General features: G+C 53.9%; 13 protein-coding genes. All 13 read left to right on the forward strand.

The features are described 5' to 3' along the window. Positions 1 to 4 precede the first annotated feature (4 nt). The 13 genes from dppC to F7Q90_RS05370 all read left to right on the forward strand — a co-directional run bounded on the left by dppC (position 5) and on the right by F7Q90_RS05370 (position 20,923). Complete coding sequence (dppC, locus tag F7Q90_RS05305; protein WP_006121409.1) at positions 5 to 907, forward strand: dipeptide ABC transporter permease DppC; 903 nt, start codon at positions 5 to 7, stop codon at positions 905 to 907. A gap of 12 nt (positions 908 to 919) precedes the next feature. Continuing rightward, the gene (dppD, locus tag F7Q90_RS05310) at positions 920 to 1,906 is read left to right on the forward strand and encodes a dipeptide ABC transporter ATP-binding protein (RefSeq protein WP_006121410.1); all 987 of its coding nucleotides are present in this window, start codon (positions 920 to 922) and stop codon (positions 1,904 to 1,906) included. Further along, entirely contained in the window at positions 1,896 to 2,918 is a 1,023-nt protein-coding gene (dppF, locus tag F7Q90_RS05315) for a dipeptide ABC transporter ATP-binding subunit DppF (RefSeq protein WP_006121411.1), read from the forward strand. The genes dppD and dppF overlap by 11 nt, the downstream gene beginning before the upstream one ends. A 775-nt stretch (positions 2,919 to 3,693) precedes the next feature. Further along, on the forward strand, positions 3,694 to 4,272 hold the full coding sequence (bcsO, locus tag F7Q90_RS05320) for a cellulose biosynthesis protein BcsO (protein WP_006121412.1): 579 nt from the start codon (positions 3,694 to 3,696) through the stop codon (positions 4,270 to 4,272). Then, positions 4,263 to 5,066 (forward strand): cellulose biosynthesis protein BcsQ, encoded by an 804-nt coding sequence (bcsQ, locus tag F7Q90_RS05325; protein WP_006121413.1) that lies wholly within the window; start codon positions 4,263 to 4,265, stop codon positions 5,064 to 5,066. Before bcsO ends, bcsQ begins: the two co-directional genes overlap by 10 nt. A 52-nt stretch (positions 5,067 to 5,118) precedes the next feature. Further along, positions 5,119 to 7,227 (forward strand): UDP-forming cellulose synthase catalytic subunit, encoded by a 2,109-nt coding sequence (bcsA, locus tag F7Q90_RS05330; protein ID WP_006121414.1) that lies wholly within the window; start codon positions 5,119 to 5,121, stop codon positions 7,225 to 7,227. Further along, complete coding sequence (gene bcsB, locus F7Q90_RS05335) at positions 7,224 to 10,196, forward strand: cellulose biosynthesis cyclic di-GMP-binding regulatory protein BcsB (protein WP_006121415.1); 2,973 nt, start codon at positions 7,224 to 7,226, stop codon at positions 10,194 to 10,196. Before bcsA ends, bcsB begins: the two co-directional genes overlap by 4 nt. Positions 10,197 to 10,207: 11 nt before the next feature. Continuing rightward, complete coding sequence (locus F7Q90_RS05340; RefSeq protein WP_006121416.1) at positions 10,208 to 14,005, forward strand: cellulose biosynthesis protein BcsC; 3,798 nt, start codon at positions 10,208 to 10,210, stop codon at positions 14,003 to 14,005. Then, positions 14,005 to 14,451: a cellulose biosynthesis protein BcsD gene (gene bcsD / locus F7Q90_RS05345; protein ID WP_006121417.1), complete on the forward strand. Its 447-nt coding sequence runs from the start codon at positions 14,005 to 14,007 to the stop codon at positions 14,449 to 14,451. The genes F7Q90_RS05340 and bcsD overlap by 1 nt, the downstream gene beginning before the upstream one ends. A 9-nt stretch (positions 14,452 to 14,460) precedes the next feature. Then, positions 14,461 to 15,468: a glycosyl hydrolase family 8 gene (locus tag F7Q90_RS05350; RefSeq protein WP_006121418.1), complete on the forward strand. Its 1,008-nt coding sequence runs from the start codon at positions 14,461 to 14,463 to the stop codon at positions 15,466 to 15,468. A 186-nt stretch (positions 15,469 to 15,654) separates the two neighbouring features. Next, positions 15,655 to 17,664 (forward strand): biofilm formation regulator HmsP, encoded by a 2,010-nt coding sequence (gene hmsP, locus F7Q90_RS05355; RefSeq protein ID WP_006121419.1) that lies wholly within the window; start codon positions 15,655 to 15,657, stop codon positions 17,662 to 17,664. Between the two features lie 215 nt (positions 17,665 to 17,879). Next, entirely contained in the window at positions 17,880 to 19,169 is a 1,290-nt protein-coding gene (locus F7Q90_RS05360) for a dicarboxylate/amino acid:cation symporter (RefSeq protein WP_170317982.1), read from the forward strand. Positions 19,170 to 19,414: 245 nt separating this feature from the next. After that, a complete protein-coding gene (locus F7Q90_RS05370) occupies positions 19,415 to 20,923 on the forward strand; it encodes a M16 family metallopeptidase (protein WP_006121421.1) in 1,509 nt (502 codons plus the stop codon). Positions 20,924 to 20,927 lie beyond the last annotated feature (4 nt).

Here is a 20,927-nt window from a genome sequence, read left to right on the forward strand (position 1 = left end):
CACCATGTCTGTCGTTGATCCCGCGAGTGTGAATGTCGCACCTAAGCCGATGACCCCGATTCAGGAGTTCTGGCACTACTTTAAACGTAACAAAGGCGCGGTTATCGGGCTGGTTTACATCATTCTGATGCTCTTAATTGCCATTTTTGCCGAGGTGCTGGCACCGCACGGCCCGGCGGAGCAGTTCCGTGATGCCCTGCTGCATCCACCTGTGTGGCAGGAGGGAGGAAGCTGGAGCTATATCCTGGGCACCGACGATGTGGGGCGCGATATCCTCTCGCGTTTGATGTACGGCGCGCGCCTTTCCTTGCTGGTGGGCTGCATGGTCGTTGTGTTGTCGCTGATTTTTGGCGTGATTTTCGGCCTGCTGGCGGGCTATATCGGTGGAGCGGTTGATGCCACGATTATGCGTCTGGTCGACATTATGCTGGCGCTGCCTAGCCTGCTGTTAGCCCTTGTTCTGGTCGCCATTTTTGGTCCGTCGATCGTCAATGCTTCTATTGCTCTGACCTTTGTCGCGCTGCCGCACTATATCCGTCTGACACGCGCGGCGGTACTGGTTGAGGTCAATCGTGACTATGTGACGGCCTCAGGTGTCGCCGGTGCCGGTATGCTGCGTCAGATGTTTGTGAATATTCTGCCTAACTGCCTGGCCCCGTTAATTGTTCAGGCCTCGTTAGGGTTTTCCAACGCCATTCTTGATATGGCGGCGTTGGGCTTTCTCGGTATGGGTGCGCAACCGCCAACGCCGGAGTGGGGCACTATGCTCTCCGACGTATTGCAGTACGCGCAAAGTGCCTGGTGGGTGGTGACGTTCCCCGGATTAGTCATTCTGCTGACCGTGCTGGCATTTAACCTGATGGGCGATGGTTTGCGTGATGCACTCGACCCGAAACTCAAGCAGTAAAGAGGCACCGAGATGGCGTTATTAAATGTAGATAAGTTATCGGTGCATTTCGGCGACGATAAGGCACCGTTCCGCGCAGTAGACCGCATCAGTTATCAGGTTGAACAGGGCCAGGTGGTGGGCATTGTCGGTGAGTCGGGTTCGGGTAAATCCGTCAGTTCTCTGGCTATCATGGGGTTGATCGATTTCCCCGGTAAGGTGATGGCGGAAAAGCTCGAATTCAACCAACGCGATCTAAAACGTATCTCTGAAAAAGAGCGCCGTCAGCTGGTGGGCGCCGAAGTGGCCATGATTTTTCAGGACCCGATGACCAGCCTGAATCCCTGCTATACCGTGGGTTACCAAATCATGGAAGCCATTAAGGTCCATCAGGGCGGTAATAAAAGTACCCGCCGCCAGCGGGCGATTGATCTACTGAATCAGGTGGGGATTCCCGATCCGGCCTCGCGGCTGGATGTGTATCCGCATCAACTGTCTGGTGGGATGAGCCAGCGCGTGATGATCGCGATGGCGATCGCCTGTCGTCCAAAGCTGCTGATTGCCGATGAACCGACGACCGCGCTGGACGTGACGATTCAGGCGCAGATCATTGAACTGCTGCTGGACCTGCAAAAGCAGGAAAACATGGCGCTGATCCTGATCACACACGACCTGGCACTGGTGGCAGAAGCGGCCCACCATATCATTGTGATGTATGCCGGCCAGGTAGTAGAGAGCGGCAAAGCGTCCGATATCTTTAAAGCCCCCCGTCATCCTTACACGCAGGCGTTATTGCGTGCGCTGCCAGAATTCGCGGCCGATAAAGCACGCCTGGCCTCATTGCCGGGGGTGGTGCCAGGCAAATACGATCGTCCAATGGGCTGTCTGCTGAATCCACGCTGCCCTTATGCTAACGATCGCTGCCGTAAAGAAGAACCTGAACTGCGGACGATTCCGGGACGTCAGTCCAAATGTCACTATCCGCTGGACGATGCCGGGAGACCAACCTATGAGTCCTGAGAAAACGAAGCACGCCTATCTGCTGCAGGCTATTGACCTGAAAAAACACTATCCGGTGAAAAAAGGCTTATTTGGTCAGGAGCGGCTGGTCAAAGCGCTGGATGGTGTCTCTTTTAACCTGGAGCGCGGAAAAACACTGGCCGTGGTGGGGGAGTCAGGCTGCGGCAAATCCACGTTAGGTCGTTTACTGACTATGATTGAAACGCCGACGGAAGGGCAGCTTTACTGGCATGGTCAGGATTTATTAAAACACGATCCGCAGGCGCAAAAGCTGCGTCGACAGAAAATTCAGATCGTGTTTCAAAATCCCTATGGTTCGCTAAACCCGCGTAAAAAAGTCAGCCAGATTCTGGAAGAGCCGCTGATCATTAACACTTCGCTCACTAAAGCCGAGCGGCGTGAAAAAACGCTGGAAATGATGGCCAAAGTCGGTCTGAAAACCGAGCACTATGACCGTTATCCCCATATGTTTTCCGGAGGACAACGTCAGCGTATTGCGATTGCGCGTGGCCTGATGCTCGATCCGGATGTCTTAATCGCAGATGAACCGGTTTCGGCGTTGGACGTGTCAGTGCGTGCGCAGGTGCTTAACCTGATGATGGATCTGCAGCAAGACATGGGGCTGTCTTATGTCTTCATCTCTCACGATCTGTCGGTGGCTGAACACATTGCAGATGACGTGATGGTGATGTACCTGGGACGCTGCGTTGAAAAGGGCAGTAAAGAGGCGATTTTTGCTCATCCCCGCCATCCTTACACCCAGGCGCTTCTGTCGGCCACGCCACGTCTGAATCCTGACGATCGTCGTGAACGTATCAAGCTGACCGGTGAACTCCCCAGCCCGCTCAATCCGCCTCCGGGTTGCGCGTTCAATGCGCGCTGCCGTCGCCGTTTTGGCACCTGCGTTCAGTTACAGCCGAAACTGAAGCAGTACGGCGACCAGCAGATAGCCTGCTTTGCGGTTGATCAGGATGAAAACCAACTGATTGCGTCAGGTGATGTGACGCGCTAGAGATGTCCTGTCAGGCGGAATCCTTGTAGGTAAACGACAGGTGATTCCGCTTGACTGTAGAAGCCCGCAACGCTGTCGTTACCTTCCTGGCGTCACTCATCGCCAAAATGCACCGCTGGTTAGTGGCATGTTCTTCCTCTGCCCGTTCGCGACATTCATAAATCCTGGGATGTGACGTGCCGCCGGATTTGAAGAATACAGGTTTTGTTGGCCACGCATTCGCGTAGTAATACTTTACCAACCATAATTCAATATTCTCACAACCCTTAAGCGGCTTTGTTGAATAAATGGATTTTATGCTGTGGTACTATGAAAACGGTTGTTTCAGATAACATAAAATCAATGCATTACATGCTTGCGTATGACGGTGTTCTGTCTGGCATCAGCGTTTTCTACCAAAACAGTGCAGACAAAACAGAATGATTACCTATTATTCAACAAAGCCCCCTTAAGCACCAATGTCAGAATGCTGTAAAAACGACAGTACACGAGACAGCTTTTTTTTGCTTTCCAATACAAGGAGTTGTGTTAGCCATGCTCCCCGGGTTAGTAGATACTTAGATGTTAATCATTGAGGCTGATATTTTACTTAAGGCTGTCTCAATAATTTTACGAAATATATGTGAGTTAGTGCTCATTTTTTGCTAAACACAACTAATTAGCATTAAGCTTTCTTATTGAATCTGTTGGTTTTGTAATCAGAATTATCTCACTGTGTTCAAATTATTATGATATATTCCTGGAAAAATCCTCCCTATGTTTTAGGTTGTGGTGTATGAAGAATTACGACGACTTACAGCGTTTTAAGGAAAAGACAAAAACGCTCGATATCGCCTTTCAGGATATGTCAGGCCAATCGCAGGAAGCGGCGGAGAAAAGTAAATGGTCTCTCATTCGTCAACTGGCAAGTGACGATCAGCAAATGCCGTTTAGTGGTGGCCAGCGTATTGATTTACCCCAGCCACAACCGATTCAGGGTGATGAGTTTAGTCTGGACATGGGTTCAGCGTTAACTCAGAGCGCGCAGGTGTCGACGCCTGCATCTGCCTCTTCCCGTTCCCTCATAAACAGCCTGTCAGCCAGCGAGCCGCTTCCTGACGTGACTGAGCCTGCTTCACACGCTTCCTCTTCCCTGTTCCCGACATCCTCAGCAACGCCTCAGGCCGGGGTCGCCGTACAGAAGACGCATGCGCCGGTAACGGCACCTGACACTGCCCCCTCAATCCCGGCACGTCCTGAAGCAGAGAACGGTCGCTTCAGCGATCTGTTCCGTGCGCGTAACAGCGCGTCAGAGAATTTACCTAAAGAAACGTTATTAAAACCGTTACTGGAGAAGATTGCCTTATGCCGTTAGTTTGTGTGTGCTCGCCCAAAGGTGGGGTGGGAAAAACTACGTTGGCAGCCAATCTGGCTTGGAGTCTGGCCCGATCGGGTAGCAAGGTATTGGCAATTGATTTTGATGTACAGAATGCATTGCGTCTTCATTTCGGCGTTCCCCTGAATGACGGACGGGGTTTCGTTGCTCGCTCAGAGGAGCAGGCTGACTGGAGCCAGTCTATTTTGACGACCGGAGGGAACATTTTTGTTCTGCCTTACGGCAATGTTACCGAAGCCCAGCGTGAGCGGTTCGAAGAGAATCTGACTAAAGACCCGCATTTTCTCAAGCGAGGCCTTGATACGTTACTGAACTATCCCGGCCTGGTGATGGTAGCGGACTTTCCTCCCGGACCCGGACCTGCGCTTAAAGCCATCAGGGCGTTAGCCGATATGCATTTGGTCGTTATGTTGGCGGATACCGCCTCCGTGTCACTGTTACCCCATATTGAAGAAAACCGCCTGATTGGGCAGCCGCTGAACAGCCGGCACGGTCACTATTTTATCCTCAACCAGTGCGACAATCGCCGGAATATCAATCGCGATGTGACCGCTTTTCTTCAGCAACGGCTGGGCGATACGCTCCTGGGGCAGATTCATCGTGATGAAAGTGTGGGTGAGGCCAACGCCTCGCAGCAATCCGTTTATGATTTCAGCCCTGCCTCTGCTGCTGCCTTTGATATCGAACTGATCACCAAGCGTGTCGCCAGTATTCTGAATATCACGGTGGGGAATGGCGAAGTTCAGGCGCAAATTAACACCGGTAACTACTAAATGTAATGACCTGCTCCGGCAGGTTAAAAAAACAGCTCTTTCAGGGTGGGTCATGGGTAAACTTGGGTTTTACCTGCTGCTGCTGGTGCTTGCACCTGTTGCTGCGGTGATTATTATCACGCCGATGGATAGTCAAAAACAGTATATTTTTGGCTTGATTAGCATTGGTATGGTGTTTTTATTGGGGTTCAGTAAAAGCCGTAAAATAACGGTAGTGATGGTTATTCTTTCCGCCCTGATGTCATCCCGCTATATATGGTGGCGGACGACGGAAACACTGTATTTTAATTCTGAAATCGAAGCGATTCTTGGCATTGGCTTATATATTGCGGAACTGTATGTCTGGCTGATCCTTATACTCGGCTTCCTGCAAACCACATGGCCATTAAAGCGAACGATTGAACCCCTGCCGGAGGACACCAGCCTGTGGCCAACGGTTGATGTCTATATCCCCACGTATAATGAAAGTCTTGATGTCGTACGTGACACTGTTCTGGCCGCACAGTGCATTGACTATCCGCGTGACAAGATAAAGGTTTACCTGCTTGACGATGGAAAACGCCGGGAGTTTGCTGTATTCGCGGCCGACGTGGGTGTGGGCTACATCACGCGCGACGATAACAGCCATGCCAAAGCCGGTAATCTTAATCACGCAATGAAGATCACAAAAGGTGAACTGATTTGCGTGTTTGACTGCGACCACGTAGCGACCCGCACATTTTTACAGGCAACGGTGGGCCCGTTCCTGAAAGATCCTAAGCTGGCGCTGTTACAGACGCCGCACTATTTTTATTCGCCCGATCCTTTTGAACGCAATCTGCGCGCAGCGCGCAGTATTCCTAATGAGGGTGCGCTGTTCTATGGTCCGGTGCAGCAGGGTAATGACAACTGGAACGCGACTTTCTTCTGCGGTTCCTGTGCCGTCATTCGTCGTTCTGCGCTGGAAGAGATTGGCGGTTTCGCCGTCGAAACGGTGACCGAAGATGCCCATACGGCGTTGAAAATGCAGCGTCGTGGGTGGGGATCGGCCTTTCTGGCCATTCCTCTGGCTGCAGGTCTGGCGACTGAACGTCTGGGCCTGCACGTAATACAACGTACCCGCTGGGCCCGCGGAATGACGCAGATTTTCCGCGTCGATAACCCACTTTTGGGTCGTGGCTTAAAGTGGCAACAGCGGCTTTGCTATCTCAATGCCATGCTGCATTTCCAGTTTGGTCTGCCGCGCGTCATCTTCCTGACCGCGCCGCTGGCTTATCTGTTGTTCAATCTGAATATTATCCATTCGTCAGCATCGCTTATTTTTGCTTATGTCCTGCCTCATCTGGTGCTGTCGTTGTCGGTAAACTCGCGTATGAATGGCCGTTTCCGCTACACCTTCTGGGGGGAAATTTATGAAACCGTCATGTGTTTCCACCTGGTGATTCCGACGATTTTGACATTGCTGTCACCTAAGCATGGCAAATTTAACGTAACGGACAAAGGCGGCGTACTGGATCAGGGCTTCTTCGATTTCCATATTGTTCGCCCGCACGTCATCGTTGCGCTATTGCTCAGCATTGGCATCGTAGCGGGTATCGTGCGTGCGACGATGCATGACTATTTTGGTGTCGATCCTTACGTGATTGCCCTTAACGTAGGCTGGGCGATCTTCAGCTTAATTATTTTAATGGCCGCGATTGCGGTCGCGCGTGAAACCAAGCAGGTACGAAAAACGATTCGTATCGAGGTGCAAATTCCGGCCATTATTCATTACGCCAGCGGTATTTCCTCGCGCACTATGACCAGCGATCTCTCAATGGGAGGCGCGCATCTGGACGCACCGGATAACCGTCATGAGCATGACACGATTGAAGAGATCGATCTGTTGCTGAAATCCGGCACGATTACTATCCCGGCAAGCAAAATTTCCGGCGATGAAGAGAGCATTCGTCTCAGCTTTGGCGCAATGCCGCTGTCGCGTCGTCGCGAACTGGTGCGTGTGGTACTGGCGCGAGCGGATGCATGGATTCAGCCTGAATATAAGCAAGATAACCCCCTTACTTCTTTGGGTACCATTATTCGTACTGTTTTCGAACTGTTCTGGCTGACCTGGTTAGATCGCCGTGAGAAACGTAAAGGCGGAGCGCAAAACGTGGCGGTGAAAGAGGACAGTGCAGTATGAGAATGTTGATACAGTCGATGCTTGCAGGGTCGCTTTCGGCTGCATTGTGGGCTCTGCCGGCGTCGGCAGAGGCGCCCGTTGCCGGTAATAACGCCAGCCTTACTGCGGTAAATAACGGCCAGACCACGGACAGCAATGCGGTGTTAAACAACAGCGCGGCACCGGAAAGTGGCGCGGTGCCGAATAACAGCGCAGTAATCAACAACAGCCCTGCGACAGGTAGCAGTGCTGCCCCGATCATGAGGACTGCAGCGGATGGTAATACCACCCTCAACAACAGCGCCGCACCTGGCAGCAACGCAGTAATCAACAACAGCCCTGCGACAGGTAGTAGTGCTGCCCCGATCATGAGGACTGCAACGGATGGCGATACCACCCTCAACAACAGCGCCGCACCTGGCAGCAACGCAGTAATCAACAACAGCCCTGTGCCAGATAGCAGTGCTGCCCCGATCATGAGGACTGCACCGGATAGCAATACCACACCAAACAACAGCCCAGCGCCAGACAGCAATGCCGGGCTGAATAACAGCGCAGCCCCAGCAGCCAGCACCGGGGCAGAGAACCCTGCGGTATCAACCTCAACTCATGAGGCGACTTCCGGATCGGCGATGCCGAATGGCGGGACAGCCGCTGCGCCGTCTGCCAGCAGCCCTGCTACCGTCACCCATGACAGCAGCGCGCTGTCGAGCGTACCGCCACCGGCGGGGCTTGATAACGCAGAACCGGCCCTGGAAGCGGCGGCGGGTGCAACCCCTTATGCACCGGGTCAGGCTACGGCGACCGCGATGGCCAGCAGCATGCTCAATCAGCCCGTCAGCAGCACGCTGAGCGTGGCGCAAATGGGGCAGCGGCAGGGGATTACGCTGACCGGTGGTCAACTGCAATCGGGTATCCTGTTTACGTTGCCAGGCGATGAGGTAGTGACCAACGCACGCCTTAACCTGTCGCTGCGCGTTTCCCAGGCGCTGGCGGCACGTAATACTTCTCTGCAGTTAATGTTAAACGGCCAACCGCTCGGTACGCTGCCGTTAGGTTCGGGCGACAGTGATGAAAGCGATTACCAGCTGGACATTCCGGCGGCCATGATCGTGTCCAACAACAACCTGAGTTTTAAAATTAACGACGCCGATAAGCTGTTGTGCGAAAAAGACAGTGCGGAACAGTATCAGGTGACTATTCTGCCCAAAACGATGTTGAGCCTTGAAGGCCAGCAGTTAAATATTGGCACCAGCCTGCGTAACTTCCCGCGGCCATTTATTGACCCGCAACGTATGACCGCAGCGGATGTCACGTTTGCCTTTACCAACAGCGTTTCACCCGACACGGTCACTGCGGCAGTGCTGGTGGCATCCTGGTTGGGCATTCAAAGTGATTACCGCGGCATCAGCTTCCCGGTTGTCCGCGGTACGCTGCCGGAAAAAAACGGCATCTTGTTTGGTCATCCCGGTGACAAGATTGGCACACTGACCTTTCCTGCCAGTTCAGGGCCCACCCTGCAAATGGTCGATAATCCAGGCAATCCGGTGTATAAGCTGCTGCTGGTGAGTGGCGCAGACGAAAATCAGTTGCGCCAGGCCGCGAATCGTCTGACAACCCAGCCCCTGACCACCGATGGCAGCATGTTACAGGTTAAGCCGCAATCCATTGCCAGTCGCAGTCCTTACGATGCGCCTCGCTGGATCAATACGCTCCATCCTGTCCGTCTGGGTCAGCTGTTGCGCAAAGATCAAAGCCTTACCGCGACCGGTATCTGGCACGATGCGATGCGGGTTAATTTCCGCGCAGCGCCCGATCTGTTTTTGTGGGATGGGGATACGGTTCCGCTCCATTTGCATTACCGCTTTCCGTCAGAGACCTGGATTGATGAGAAAAACTCACTGCTCAATGTCACCCTGAACGGAACTTTCCTGCGTAATCTGACCGTCAATAAAGAGGGGCTTCTGGAAAGCGTCTGGCACCGCCTGGGTGGCGATGCGCGTCAGGAGCATTACCAGATTAACCTCGATCCCTATCTGATTTACGGCGATAACCAGCTGGCGCTCTATTTTAATATTAAGCCCAAGGCCGATGCGCCCTGCGGCGTGTTACTCAACAACAATATTAAGAGCCGAATTGAAGAGGACTCCTGGATCGATCTGAGTCACACGCGGCACTTTAGCATGTTGCCTAACCTGTCCTATTTTGTGGGCGCTTCGTTTCCGTTTTCCCGTCTGGCGGACTTTTCACAAACCACACTACTGCTGCCTGGGCAGCCCAGCGATGCGGAAATTTCCACGCTGTTAAATCTGTCCGCTCGCGCGGGAAATGCGACGGGTGTTGTCCTGGCACAGAATCAGGTGTTGTTTGGTCTGCCAAACGGCGGCAATAACCTGGCACGGGTTCAGCAAACGGATTTACTGGCCGTGAGCACGACCGGAAACAGCGCATTCAATCAGGCAATGCTCGAAAACTCGCCTTATGACGCTAACGGCAGCGCGCTGGGTGTGAAAGAACCGACCACGCTTGAAAAACTGCGCAGCTGGCTGATGGGTGACTGGTATCGTCAACCACTGGATGCCGATCGCTATTTCTCTTCGAATGAGTCCTGGCGTGGTTTTCTGAGTTACCGCTCGACATGGAACCCGGATCGTCTGGTCGTGATGGCGGTTGCTACCAGTGACGACCAGTTGCTGAGATTACATGGTGACCTCAGCTCTGCCCGTATTAATGCGGCGGTAAGAGGCGATACTGCCATTATTACCGATGAGAATGGCATCCGAAGCTTCCGGGTTGGGCCGCAGTTTCCCAGTGGGGAAATGCCGTGGTACATGATGGTGGTATGGTATGCCAACCAGCACTCGGTATTAATGGCGCTGGCTGCGCTGCTGTTTTCCGCCGTGGTGGGCAGTGCCGCGTGGGCCATGTTGAAACGACATGCCTCGCGTCGACTGCAGGCAAATGATAATCGCGATGCCGGTAAGAAGTAAGGGCCATAATAATGAATAAAAACCAAATCAGTGCCGGGATCTGTCGTGCGTTAGTGCTGGGCGGGACAATCGCCCTATCTCTGCCGCTTCAGGCAGCGGAGAGCAGCAATCCTGCGCTGCAGGCGTTATTTGATCAGGCAACCTACTGGCATCAAAAAGCGCACGATGATCTGGCGAAGGCGTCCCTGCAGAAAGTGTTAATGGTGGAGCCTGATAACACCCAGGCACTTTACCTGCTGGCGCTCTATTCTCAGCAAAGTGGCGATAATGCGGGCGCGATGCAGTACCGTGCGCGCCTCAGCCAGGTTTCGCCCAACGATCCGCACCTGGCTGAACTGGATAACGCTCGCCAGCTGCAAAGCATTCCTCAGGCACAGCTCTCCCTGGCTCGCCAGCAGGCGCGGAGTGGCAATATCGCGGCGGCCTTGCAAACCTGGCGCAATACCTTTAGCGGCAATGAGCCGCCCCCCAGCGTTGCTGCGGAATATTACCTGACCATGGCGGGTGACCGTGCCCTGCTGCCGCAGGCGATTGAAGCATTGCGCCAGTTTTCGGCTCAGCATCCGCAGGATATGGGGGCCAGACTGGCGCTGGGAAAAGCACTGACATATCAGGATTCAACCCGACGTGAAGGGATTGAGCTGCTCAGTACACTGGCCAGCGGCAATCAGGATGCCGATCGCTCTCTTCGCCAGGCACTTTTATGGCTGGGGCCCCAGGCTTCAGATGCGCCGCTTTACCAAACCTGGCAGCAGCGTCATCCCCAGGATACTGCGGTGATGGACTATTACCGTAAAAATGTCGGCGGCGCGGAGAAGGGGGCAGGTTTTAGCGCGCTGAACAGCGGTGATGTGAACAGCGCAGAAACCAGTTTTGGCAAAGTGCTGCAGGCGAACCCCCAGGATGCGGATGCGCTGGCTGGCATGGGTTATGTGGCTCAACGAGAAGGCCGTTATCAGGAGGCGGCGGACTACTTGCAGCGCGCGGCACAACTGGGCGGCGATCAGAGCGCCGATCGGCAGAAGCAGGCTGCTGATGCGCGTTTTTATGCCCAGTTAGCCAACGCCCAACAGGCATTTAAAAACGGTGACAGTGCGCAGGCACTGGCACTCAGCGCCCCCCTTACTCAGGCGGAAGGCGAAAAAGGCGTGGCAGCAGGCTTATTCCGCGCTGATGTGTTACGTCGAAGCAATCAACCTGAGCAGGCTTATCGCACGATCTTAAAAAACGATCCGGATAACCGCAATGCGCGCGAAGGGCTGTTCTATGTGTTACGCCAGCAGAATCGCACTGCGGAGGCCAATACATTACTGGCTTCGCTGCCAGAAAGCGTCACACAAAGTGTGGCGCCGCGTCGCAGCAGCGTCGATCCTGTTCGCCAGTTGGCGAAGCGGCAGGTAGCAGCGGGCAACATCAGTGCGGCTATCGCCACCTTGCAGCAGGGCATTCAGCGCTATCCGCAGGATGGCTGGTTACGCCTTGATTTGGCTCGACTTTATCGGCAGCAAGGTGATTCAATCCAGGCGGCGAGCGTGATGCAGCCAGTGATGCGCGACGGCGCCAGCACGGCTGAGCTTTATGCCGGTGCGTTAAACGCCAGCGAAAGTGGTGCCTGGCAGCAGGCAAGCGCATTGCTGGCCCGTATTCCCGCCAGTGCACAAACGCGTGATATGCGGGAACTGGCACAGCGGGTAAATTTTAATCTGCAAATGGCCACGGCCGATCAGTATCTGGCTCAAGGATCTGATGCGGCAGCGGCGAATACGTTAAAAGCCCTTGCCGTCAACCCGCCGGATAATCCGGTTGATGCGGGAAATCTGGCACAGAAACTGGCAAAAGCCGGCAATCTTGCCGGTGCCGTAGCGGTCGTGCGTGGCAATATGCAACGGGGTGTTCAGGGCAATGCCGGTGACTATGCTGCACAGGTGGCCGTGCTGAACCAGGCCGGACTTGAGAGTGAAGCACAACGTTTTCTGAGCACGCCTGCGCTGCAGGCACGCAGTACGCCTAAGCAACTGGCCGACTTGCGTGAAGGCTATTTGATTAACGAGGTGGATCGTCTGCGTCAGCAGAAACAGTACGCCGCCGCGTACGATAAGTTAATTGGCGCGCTGCAGCGCGATCCACAAAACCGCGATTTAATGTTTGCCATGGCCCGTCTCTATCAGGACGGCAAAATGAATAAAGACGCGGGCGTCGTCTATGACTACTTAATGACGCAGGATACGCCGTCGCAGGACGCGCGCGTTGGCGCGATCAATGTTGCCCTGGCGCAAAACGATGTGCAGCGTGCCAATGAACTGGCCCGTGGCCTGACGCCCGACCCGACGCCGCAACGTCAGTTGCTCCTCGCGCAGGTGGCAGAAGCCAATGGCGACCATAGCCAGGCCATGCGTTATCTGCGAACGGCGCGGGGACAAATTATCGGTCTGCAAGGTGCGCAGCCCGGCACCACGCCAACCATCGGCGGACTGGCACTCGCCGACAACCCATTTGTGAACCGCAGCACCTCGCCTGTTGGGCGCACGCCGTCGACGTATGGCACGGTATTGCCCTGGCAGGTTGCGCCGGCCTCATCAGGCACATCGCCGGATGCCACCGTGGCCAGTACGACGAATGTTCCCTCTCAGCAGGCTCAGACGTTACATGATATTGATGCCATGATGGAAACCCTCCAGGAAAAAACGGGCACCTGGGCACAGGGCACGGTACAGGTACGCGGACGTGACGGTGAGTCGGGCCTGAGTCAGCTGACGGAAGCGAAAGCTCCACTCACTTTCTCAACTGTGCCGTTCGGCGACGCACGGTTCGACTTTACCATGACGCCAGTGTCACTGACGGCGGGCAGCGCTGCGGGCGATGCATGGCGGCGTTTCGGCACCAACGCGCTGGAACAAGGCAAAGTGGTGGCGGCCAATGGCGCAAAAGTGGACGATGTGCCGACGGCCTCGACCAATTCGCAAACGGCCTCTGGGGTTGAGCTAAGCCTGGCGCTTAAGGGCGACAGCTACAAAGTGGATTTAGGCAGTACGCCGCTGGGCCAGGACCTGAATACGCTGGTCGGTGGTGTGCAGTGGTCGCCCAAAATCACGGACTTCCTGACGCTTATCCTGACCGGGGAACGGCGTGCGATTACTGACAGTCTGCTGTCCTATGTCGGGACTGAAGATAAATCCAGCGGCAAGCGTTGGGGGAACGTCACCAAAAACGGCGGTAATGCCTTACTGAGCTACGATAATGGCGACGCCGGCATGTATGTCGGGGCTGGCGCTTACAGCTATGTAGGTGAAAACGTAGCCAGTAACAACAACCTGCAAGCCAATGCGGGCGTCTATGTTCGTCCATTCCATGCTGACGATCGTGAACTTAAAGTCGGTATGAGTTTATCGTGGATGGATTTCTCAAAAAATCTCAGCTACTTCAGCTACGGACAGGGTGGCTATTTTAGCCCGCAGGATTATGCGTCCATCTCCTTCCCGATCGACTTCACGCGCACCTTCGATGACCTGAAGGTGAATATTGGCGGCGCGTTGGGTTACCAGAGTTACAGCCAGGATAAGAGTGCGTACTTCCCGAACGATCCGTCCCGTCAGGCACAGCTGGAAGCGCTGGCCGCCAACGGGCATGTCAAAAGCGCCTTCTACGAGGGCAACAGTAAAAACGGTGTAGGTTACAACCTGCATGCAGGTGCCGATTATAAAATCGATAAAGATGTCACGATTGGCGGGCAACTGGGTTATGACACCTTTGGTGATTATAACGAAAGCAGCGCGCAGCTCTATTTCCGCTACCTGTTCGGAGACAACTAATGAGTGAAGCTTTGAGTGGGCCGAGCCACCCACATCAGCCAGGCTGGTTTGATCTGGTCAGCGTTCTGGTCGAAGGCATGATTGCCAACGCGGGCCAGGAGCAGGCCATGGCTTTTTTATATAACATGGGTGAATCACTTGCGGCACGTTATGCGTTGCCCGCAGCCCGTACCGTGCAGGATCTGGAGCGTGAATGTAACCTGCAACTGGCCCGCTTCAACTGGGGGTTTGTTCAGTTACAGCCGCAGGATAGTGCCATCTTAATTAAGCACCACGCTGCACCCGCAGGCGACAGTTATCGGCCTGCCGCCGACTGGCAGACGGCATTTGCTGCCATTCTCGCGGGGCTTTTCTCCGGCTGGCTTCAGGGACAGGGCGGCAGTAAAGCCGTACCGGTGACGCTGGAGCTTAATGACGGCAATACGTTGCATTTCCGATATCAATAAGGTGCTCTGATGAGACTTAAGTCAGTGTGGTCAGGAATTCTGGTCTGTTTTATGGTGATGTTTTTTAGTGCTCAGGCGATGGCCAACGGGTGGGATACCTACAAAAGCCGCTTCCTGCAGTCAGACGGGCGCATTATTGATACGGGAAATAATAATGTCAGCCATACCGAAGGGCAGGGTTACGGCATGTTGCTGGCGGTCGCCTACGATGACCGCGCGGCTTTTGACCGGCTCTGGAAATGGACGCGCACCACGTTGCGAAATCCGCAAAACGATCTGTTCTACTGGCGCTATATTCCCGGAGCACAGGATCCGGTAGCGGATAAAAACAATGCTTCTGATGGCGATGTGTTAATTGCCTGGGCGTTACAGCGTGCGGCGCAAAAGTGGAACGTCGCAGATTACCAACAGGAATCAGACCGCATTCAGCGTGCCATTGTAAAACTGGATGTGGCGAATTTCGGCGGTTACACCGTGTTGATGCCCGGTGCGCAGGGTTTCAACAAAAACAGCTATGTGGTGCTGAACTCGTCTTATTTTCTGTTTGTTGCCTGGCAGGAGTTTGGCCAGCGCAGCCATCTACAGGTATGGAATAAGCTGATTGACGGTGGAATGGCCTTGCTGGGCAAAATGCATTTCGGCAACAGCGACCTGCCGCTGGACTGGGTAGCGCTGAATGCGGATGGTTCCGTTGCGCCAGCGGTGGGCTATTCAAACCGATTCAGTTATGACGCGATTCGCGTCCCGCTCAACATCTGGTGGTACGATCCGCAAAGCCTGGCGCTGGGCCCCTTTCAGCGCCTCTGGCAAGGTTATAGTCGCACGAATACGCCAGCCTGGTTTGATGTTCTGGCCAATACGGCGGCCCCTTATAATATGGACGGCGGCTTACTGGCGGTACGGGATTTGGTGCTGAACCAAACCGGCTACCTGAGCGACAAGCTGTCGCCCGGGCAGAACTACTTTTCTGCCAGCCTCCAGTTGCTGACCTGGACAGCCTGGCAGGAGAAGCACTAAGCGCCTGATGCCCGCTCTGCGGCATGCTGTTCCGGCATGCCGCTTTTCTTATGGTCACTGACGTGACCGCAATTCCGATTCGTCTGCTTCCGCCCCCTTAAGCCACAAATACATCTTGCGATATGATATACTTGACGCGCTTTTCTTTTCTGATGTCTACGCTCGTCACGAGCCGGGAGTGAATTTTTGCGCGTAAGCCGATCGCTGACGATAAAACAGATGGCGACAGTCTCGCTGATTGCGACAGTGACCATCAGCATTTTTATCGTTATCCAACTGTTTCATTTTGTGCAACAGCGCAGAATCGACTACGCCCAGCAGATGGAGAATATCGCGCATACCGTGCGTCAGCCGCTGTCTGAAGCGGTGCTGAAAGCGGACATCCCTCAGGCTGAACGCATTCTTAATTCGTTAAAACCTGCCGGGATTTTGTCGCGTGCTGATGTGGTGCTGCCGAATGCGTTCCAGGCGCTGCATGCGAACTTCGAAAACGAGAAACCCGTTCCCAGACTGATCGCCAGAATCTTTGAACTGCCGGTGCAAATCACCTTACCGCTTTACTCTGTTGAGCATACCGGTTTACCGAAGCCGCTGGCTTATCTGGTACTGCAGGCGAATTCATTTCGTGTTTACCAGTTTATTCTGAGCACGTTCTCCACGATGATCATCACCTATTTGCTGCTGGCACTCATCCTGTCCGTTTCAATTAGCTGGTGTATAAACCGGTTGGTGGTGCATCCGCTGCGCCGTATCTCCCGCGAAATACAGGAACTGCCACCGCAGGCGATTCTGACCCACAAACTGTCTGTGCCTGCCGATCACCGTGACGATGAAATCGGTATGCTGATTCGCAGCTATAACCGCAACCAGCAGGTGCTTGAGTCCATTCATGATCAGATGAGTCGGTTAACAACGCATTTCGACGTCACCGATCTGCCGAATCGGGCGCTGTTTTTAGCTTTACTGGAACAGTTTATCCGCGCTCGTCGCCATGCTTTTAGTGTGATGGTGATACGCATCGAAACCCTGCAGGAAGCGAATGGTGTACTGAGTGATGAACAGCGCGATACGTTGATGCTGACGCTGGCCGAGAAAATTCGCAGCACCATTGATGATCAGACATTGCTGGCACAGACTGCTACCAGTGATTTTGTCTTACTGATGAAATCAGCCAGCAACCCCTTTCGCGCGATGCGACTGGCCCGCAATCTGATGATTCGCCTTAATCAGCCTGTCACTCTGCATCAGCTACAACTGCGACCCAATGCCAGTATCGGTCTGGCGTTAAGCGAAGAAGATGAAACGACGGGGGCTAATGAGATGCTGGATCGTGCGACCTCCGCAATGATGTCAGCCCGTCGTCAGGGCAAAAATCAGATCCTGTTTTTTGATGCCGCCCTCACCGAACGGGCGCAAAAGCGCTTAACTCAGGAACACGATATCTTACAGGGCTTGCACGACGAGCAGTTTGCCCTCTATTTGCAACCCCAGATTGATATGCGCACCGGCAGGCTGGCGGGTGCGGAGGCACTACTGCGTATGCGTCAGGCGGACGGCCGGTACGGATTACCCGAAGAGTTCATCGCCAGCGCGGAAGAAATCGGGGTGATTTCAGCGATTGGCCGCTGGGTATTTGAAGAAGCATGCCGCATTCTGGCTGGCTGGCAGCGCCATGGGGTGAGGGTCCCGCTGAGTATCAATATTTCTGCCGTTCAGTTACGCGATGTCAGCATTGTGAATCATCTGCAATCCTTGCTGGCGCACCATTCAATTGCGCCAGGCACATTAGTGCTGGAGATTACCGAAACCGCGCAAATGGGCGATGCTGAGCAGGCTATTTCCCTGCTGCGGATGTTGCAAAAAACCGGCGTTGCCGTTGCACTGGATGACTTTGGGATGGGCTATTCCAATCTTAACTACCTGCATCAGTTTAAAGCCTTACCGGTTAACAAACTGAAAATGGATCGCAGCTTTGTTGCCGCGTTGCCTGAGGACGACACGATGGTGCGTATCGTGGCGGCCATTGCTGACATTATTGACCTGGATGTCATTGCTGAAGGGGTAGAAACCAGTGAACAGCGTGACTGGCTGCTGGCCCGCGGTATCACGATTGGTCAGGGCTATCTTTATTCTGAAGCCGTGCCGCTGGCGCAATTTACTCATCAATGGCTGGATAATGCCCTGGAGGAGGAATAACGCCCTGATTCCTTGATTTTGCGAGAAATTTAGTTACAAAACCCCTTGCTGAAGCGTTTCAGTTCAGAATTACGCGCCTATCATTTCCCCTGACTTTGCAGCCCTGTATTAATCACGTAAACAGAGTGTTATTTTCTGTCCACTGCCTGACCTGCCAGCCCTGTCAGACAGTCACAATAAAAAATCCGACAACATTACCTCTCGTTAGTGGATACCTGTTTATGAAACTATTTAAAAGCCTTTATTTCCAGGTTCTGGTCGCCATCGCCATCGGCGTGCTTCTGGGCCATTTCTATCCTGATTTAGGGACGCAGATGAAGCCGCTAGGGGATGGCTTTGTTAAACTGATCAAGATGATCATCGCCCCCGTGATTTTCTGCACAGTCGTTACCGGTATTGCCGGAATGGAAAGCATGAAAGCCGTGGGCCGCACCGGTGCGGTTGCGCTGCTTTACTTTGAAATCGTCAGTACCCTTGCGCTGATTATCGGCCTGATCGTCGTTAACATTGTGCAACCTGGCACGGGAATGAACGTTGATCCTGCGACGCTGGATGCCAAAGCGGTTGCCATCTATGCGCAACAGGCTGAGCAGCAAGGCATTGTGGCCTTTTTACTGGATGTGATTCCGGGTAGCGTGATTGGCGCCTTCGCCAGTGGCAATATCCTGCAGGTATTACTGTTTGCCGTGCTGTTTGGCTTCGCATTGCATCGTCTGGGCAACACGGGCACATTGATTTTCAATGTGATCGAGAGTTTCTCAAAGGTCATTTTCGGCATTATCAATATGATTATGCGCCTGGCGCCTATCGGGGCCTTTGGTGCCATGGCCTTTACCATTGGTAAATATGGCGTAGGTTCACTGGTGCAGCTTGGCCAGCTCATTATCTGTTTCTATATTACCTGTGTGCTGTTTGTCGTCGTTGTGCTGGGGCTGATTGCCCGCCTCTTCGGTGGCTTTAGCATCTTCAAATTCATTGCCTACATTAAAGAAGAACTGCTGATTGTTCTGGGAACGTCCTCATCCGAATCGGCGCTGCCGCGTATGCTGGATAAGATGGAGCGGCTGGGTTGTAAGAAATCCGTGGTGGGACTGGTCATTCCCACAGGTTACTCCTTTAACCTGGACGGTACCTCTATCTACCTGACGATGGCGGCCGTTTTCATTGCTCAGGCAACAAATGCGCATATGGATATCTTCCATCAGGTTACCCTGCTGGTGGTGTTACTGCTCTCTTCTAAAGGGGCGGCGGGCGTTACAGGCAGCGGCTTTATTGTTCTGGCTGCAACACTGTCGGCAGTGGGACATTTACCCGTTGCCGGCCTGGCGCTGATTTTGGGTATCGACCGCTTTATGTCAGAAGCCCGTGCGCTGACGAACCTGGTAGGTAATGGCGTAGCAACCGTTGTGGTCGCGAAATGGGTTGATCAACTGGATAAAAAACAGTTGGGTGAGACATTAGCGGGCAAAAATGGCGCAAAAGACCCGTCTGAATCCACGATTTAATCCTTGAATGTGATTTAATCCTCTCAAATGCCCGCTGTCACTTGCCCTGACAGCGGGCATTTGGATAATAACCCCACTTGTTTTTTTCAACGTTTTTCACTTCGTTGCGTGACATCCCGGTCTTCCTGTGGTCAAACCTGTTGTTAATGATCGGCAGTGCGAATCGGCAATGACCGGTTCGCTTATAAACGCGGCTAAACGTGCCAGTGATAACGATTTTTTGAATTGTTTGAGTAGGGGTTCACATGCAGGGCACCAGAATTCGGCTTTTGGTTGGTGGACTAGTGCTGGCAGCGACCAGTTACGGTGCATCCGCTGAAACGCTGCAACCTGATCCAGCCTGGCAACAGGGAAAACTGGACAACGGATTTAGCTGGCAACTGTTGGCAACACCGCAACGGCCAAGCGACCGCATTGAATTGCGTATGGTGGTTAACACAGGCTCATTGGTAGAAAGTGCGCAGCAAACCGGTTTTAGCCACCTTTTGTCACGTCTGGCGCTGGTTCATAACACCGCACTGGATACAAATCAGCAGCGTGCTTTATGGCAGCAGGGCATCGATCCACAGCGCCCGTTACCGCCCGTCATCACATCGTATGATTACACGCAGTATAACTTAAGCTTACCCAATAACCGTCCAGACCTGTTAAAGGAAGCCCTGAACTGGCTGGCCGCGACGGCTGGCGATATGGCGATCACTAATCAGGTGGTGGGCACCGCGTTATCTGCTTCCGATCCGGTTAAAACCTGGCCAACGGATACGCAGGATGTCTGGTGGCGCTACAGACTGAAAGGGTCCGCGCTATTAGCGCACGATCCGGCAGAGAAACCGCGCGCGCCGGTGGATATCGCACAGCTAAAAAGCTTTTATCAGCAGTGGTACACGCCGGATGCCATCACTCTGTATGTTGTCGGCAATGTCGACAGCCGTAGTTTTTCTGAGCAGATCAATAAAGCGTTCTCCTCGCTGGAAGGCAAGCGCAGTTCGGCTGCGCCGGTGCCGACCTTGTCCCCGTTACCGCATGATCCAGTGAATCTGGTAAGCGGCAGCGGCGCGCAGGACCGCCTTTCTCTGGTGTGGGATACACCCTGGCAGCCTATCCGTGATTCACAAAACCTCCAGCGTTACTGGCGGGGCGACCTGGCGCGTGAGGCGCTGTTCTGGCACGTTCAACGTGCGTTGAGCAATAGCAAAGCGCAGGGCGTTCAGGTTGGCTTTGATTGCCGGGTGCTTTATCAACGCGCCCAGTGTTCCATTAATATGGACACGCGCAACGACAGCCTGGAACAGAATATGAATCTGGTGGCACGTGAGCTGGCCGCCGTACGCGATAACGGTTTACCTCAGGAAGAGTTTGACGCGCTGATGGCTCAGAAGCTGCTGGAACTGAATAAGCTGTTTACCACCTATGCCCGCACTGATACGGACGTGCTGATCAGTCAGCGCCTGCGCTCGCAACGTAATTCCGTGGTGGATATCGCGCCGGAACAGTATCAAAAGCTACGGCAGGATTTCCTGGCAGGTCTGACACGTGATCAGATGAACCAGGAATTACGGCAGCAGCTCAGTCAGGAACTCATGATGGTGCTGATTCAGCCGGAAGGCGAAACAGAAACCAATGTGAAAAGCCTTAAAGCTGACTGGGACAAACTGATGGGGGGACCTGCTCCGTCGGCAGCGCAGTCAGGCGGCACTGACGTCAGCCAGCCGGAGAGCAGCCCCGCAGGTGACGCTGCCCCACCGGCCTCCTGATTGA

Origin of the sequence: Pantoea stewartii subsp. stewartii (assembly GCF_008801695.1) — a bacterium.
In the GTDB taxonomy this organism is placed as follows: domain Bacteria; phylum Pseudomonadota; class Gammaproteobacteria; order Enterobacterales; family Enterobacteriaceae; genus Pantoea; species Pantoea stewartii.

Coding starts and splice junctions, on each gene's coding strand:
- F7Q90_RS05350 (WP_006121418.1), top strand. CDS start 14,461: ATGAGACTTAAGTCAGTGTGGTCAGGAATTCTGGTCTGTTTTATGGTG.
- bcsQ (WP_006121413.1), top strand. CDS start 4,263: ATGCCGTTAGTTTGTGTGTGCTCGCCCAAAGGTGGGGTGGGAAAAACT.
- dppC (WP_006121409.1), top strand. CDS start 5: ATGTCTGTCGTTGATCCCGCGAGTGTGAATGTCGCACCTAAGCCGATG.
- dppD (WP_006121410.1), top strand. CDS start 920: ATGGCGTTATTAAATGTAGATAAGTTATCGGTGCATTTCGGCGACGAT.
- F7Q90_RS05340 (WP_006121416.1), top strand. CDS start 10,208: ATGAATAAAAACCAAATCAGTGCCGGGATCTGTCGTGCGTTAGTGCTG.
- dppF (WP_006121411.1), top strand. CDS start 1,896: ATGAGTCCTGAGAAAACGAAGCACGCCTATCTGCTGCAGGCTATTGAC.
- F7Q90_RS05370 (WP_006121421.1), top strand. CDS start 19,415: ATGCAGGGCACCAGAATTCGGCTTTTGGTTGGTGGACTAGTGCTGGCA.
- bcsB (WP_006121415.1), top strand. CDS start 7,224: ATGAGAATGTTGATACAGTCGATGCTTGCAGGGTCGCTTTCGGCTGCA.
- bcsO (WP_006121412.1), top strand. CDS start 3,694: ATGAAGAATTACGACGACTTACAGCGTTTTAAGGAAAAGACAAAAACG.
- bcsA (WP_006121414.1), top strand. CDS start 5,119: ATGGGTAAACTTGGGTTTTACCTGCTGCTGCTGGTGCTTGCACCTGTT.
- bcsD (WP_006121417.1), top strand. CDS start 14,005: ATGAGTGAAGCTTTGAGTGGGCCGAGCCACCCACATCAGCCAGGCTGG.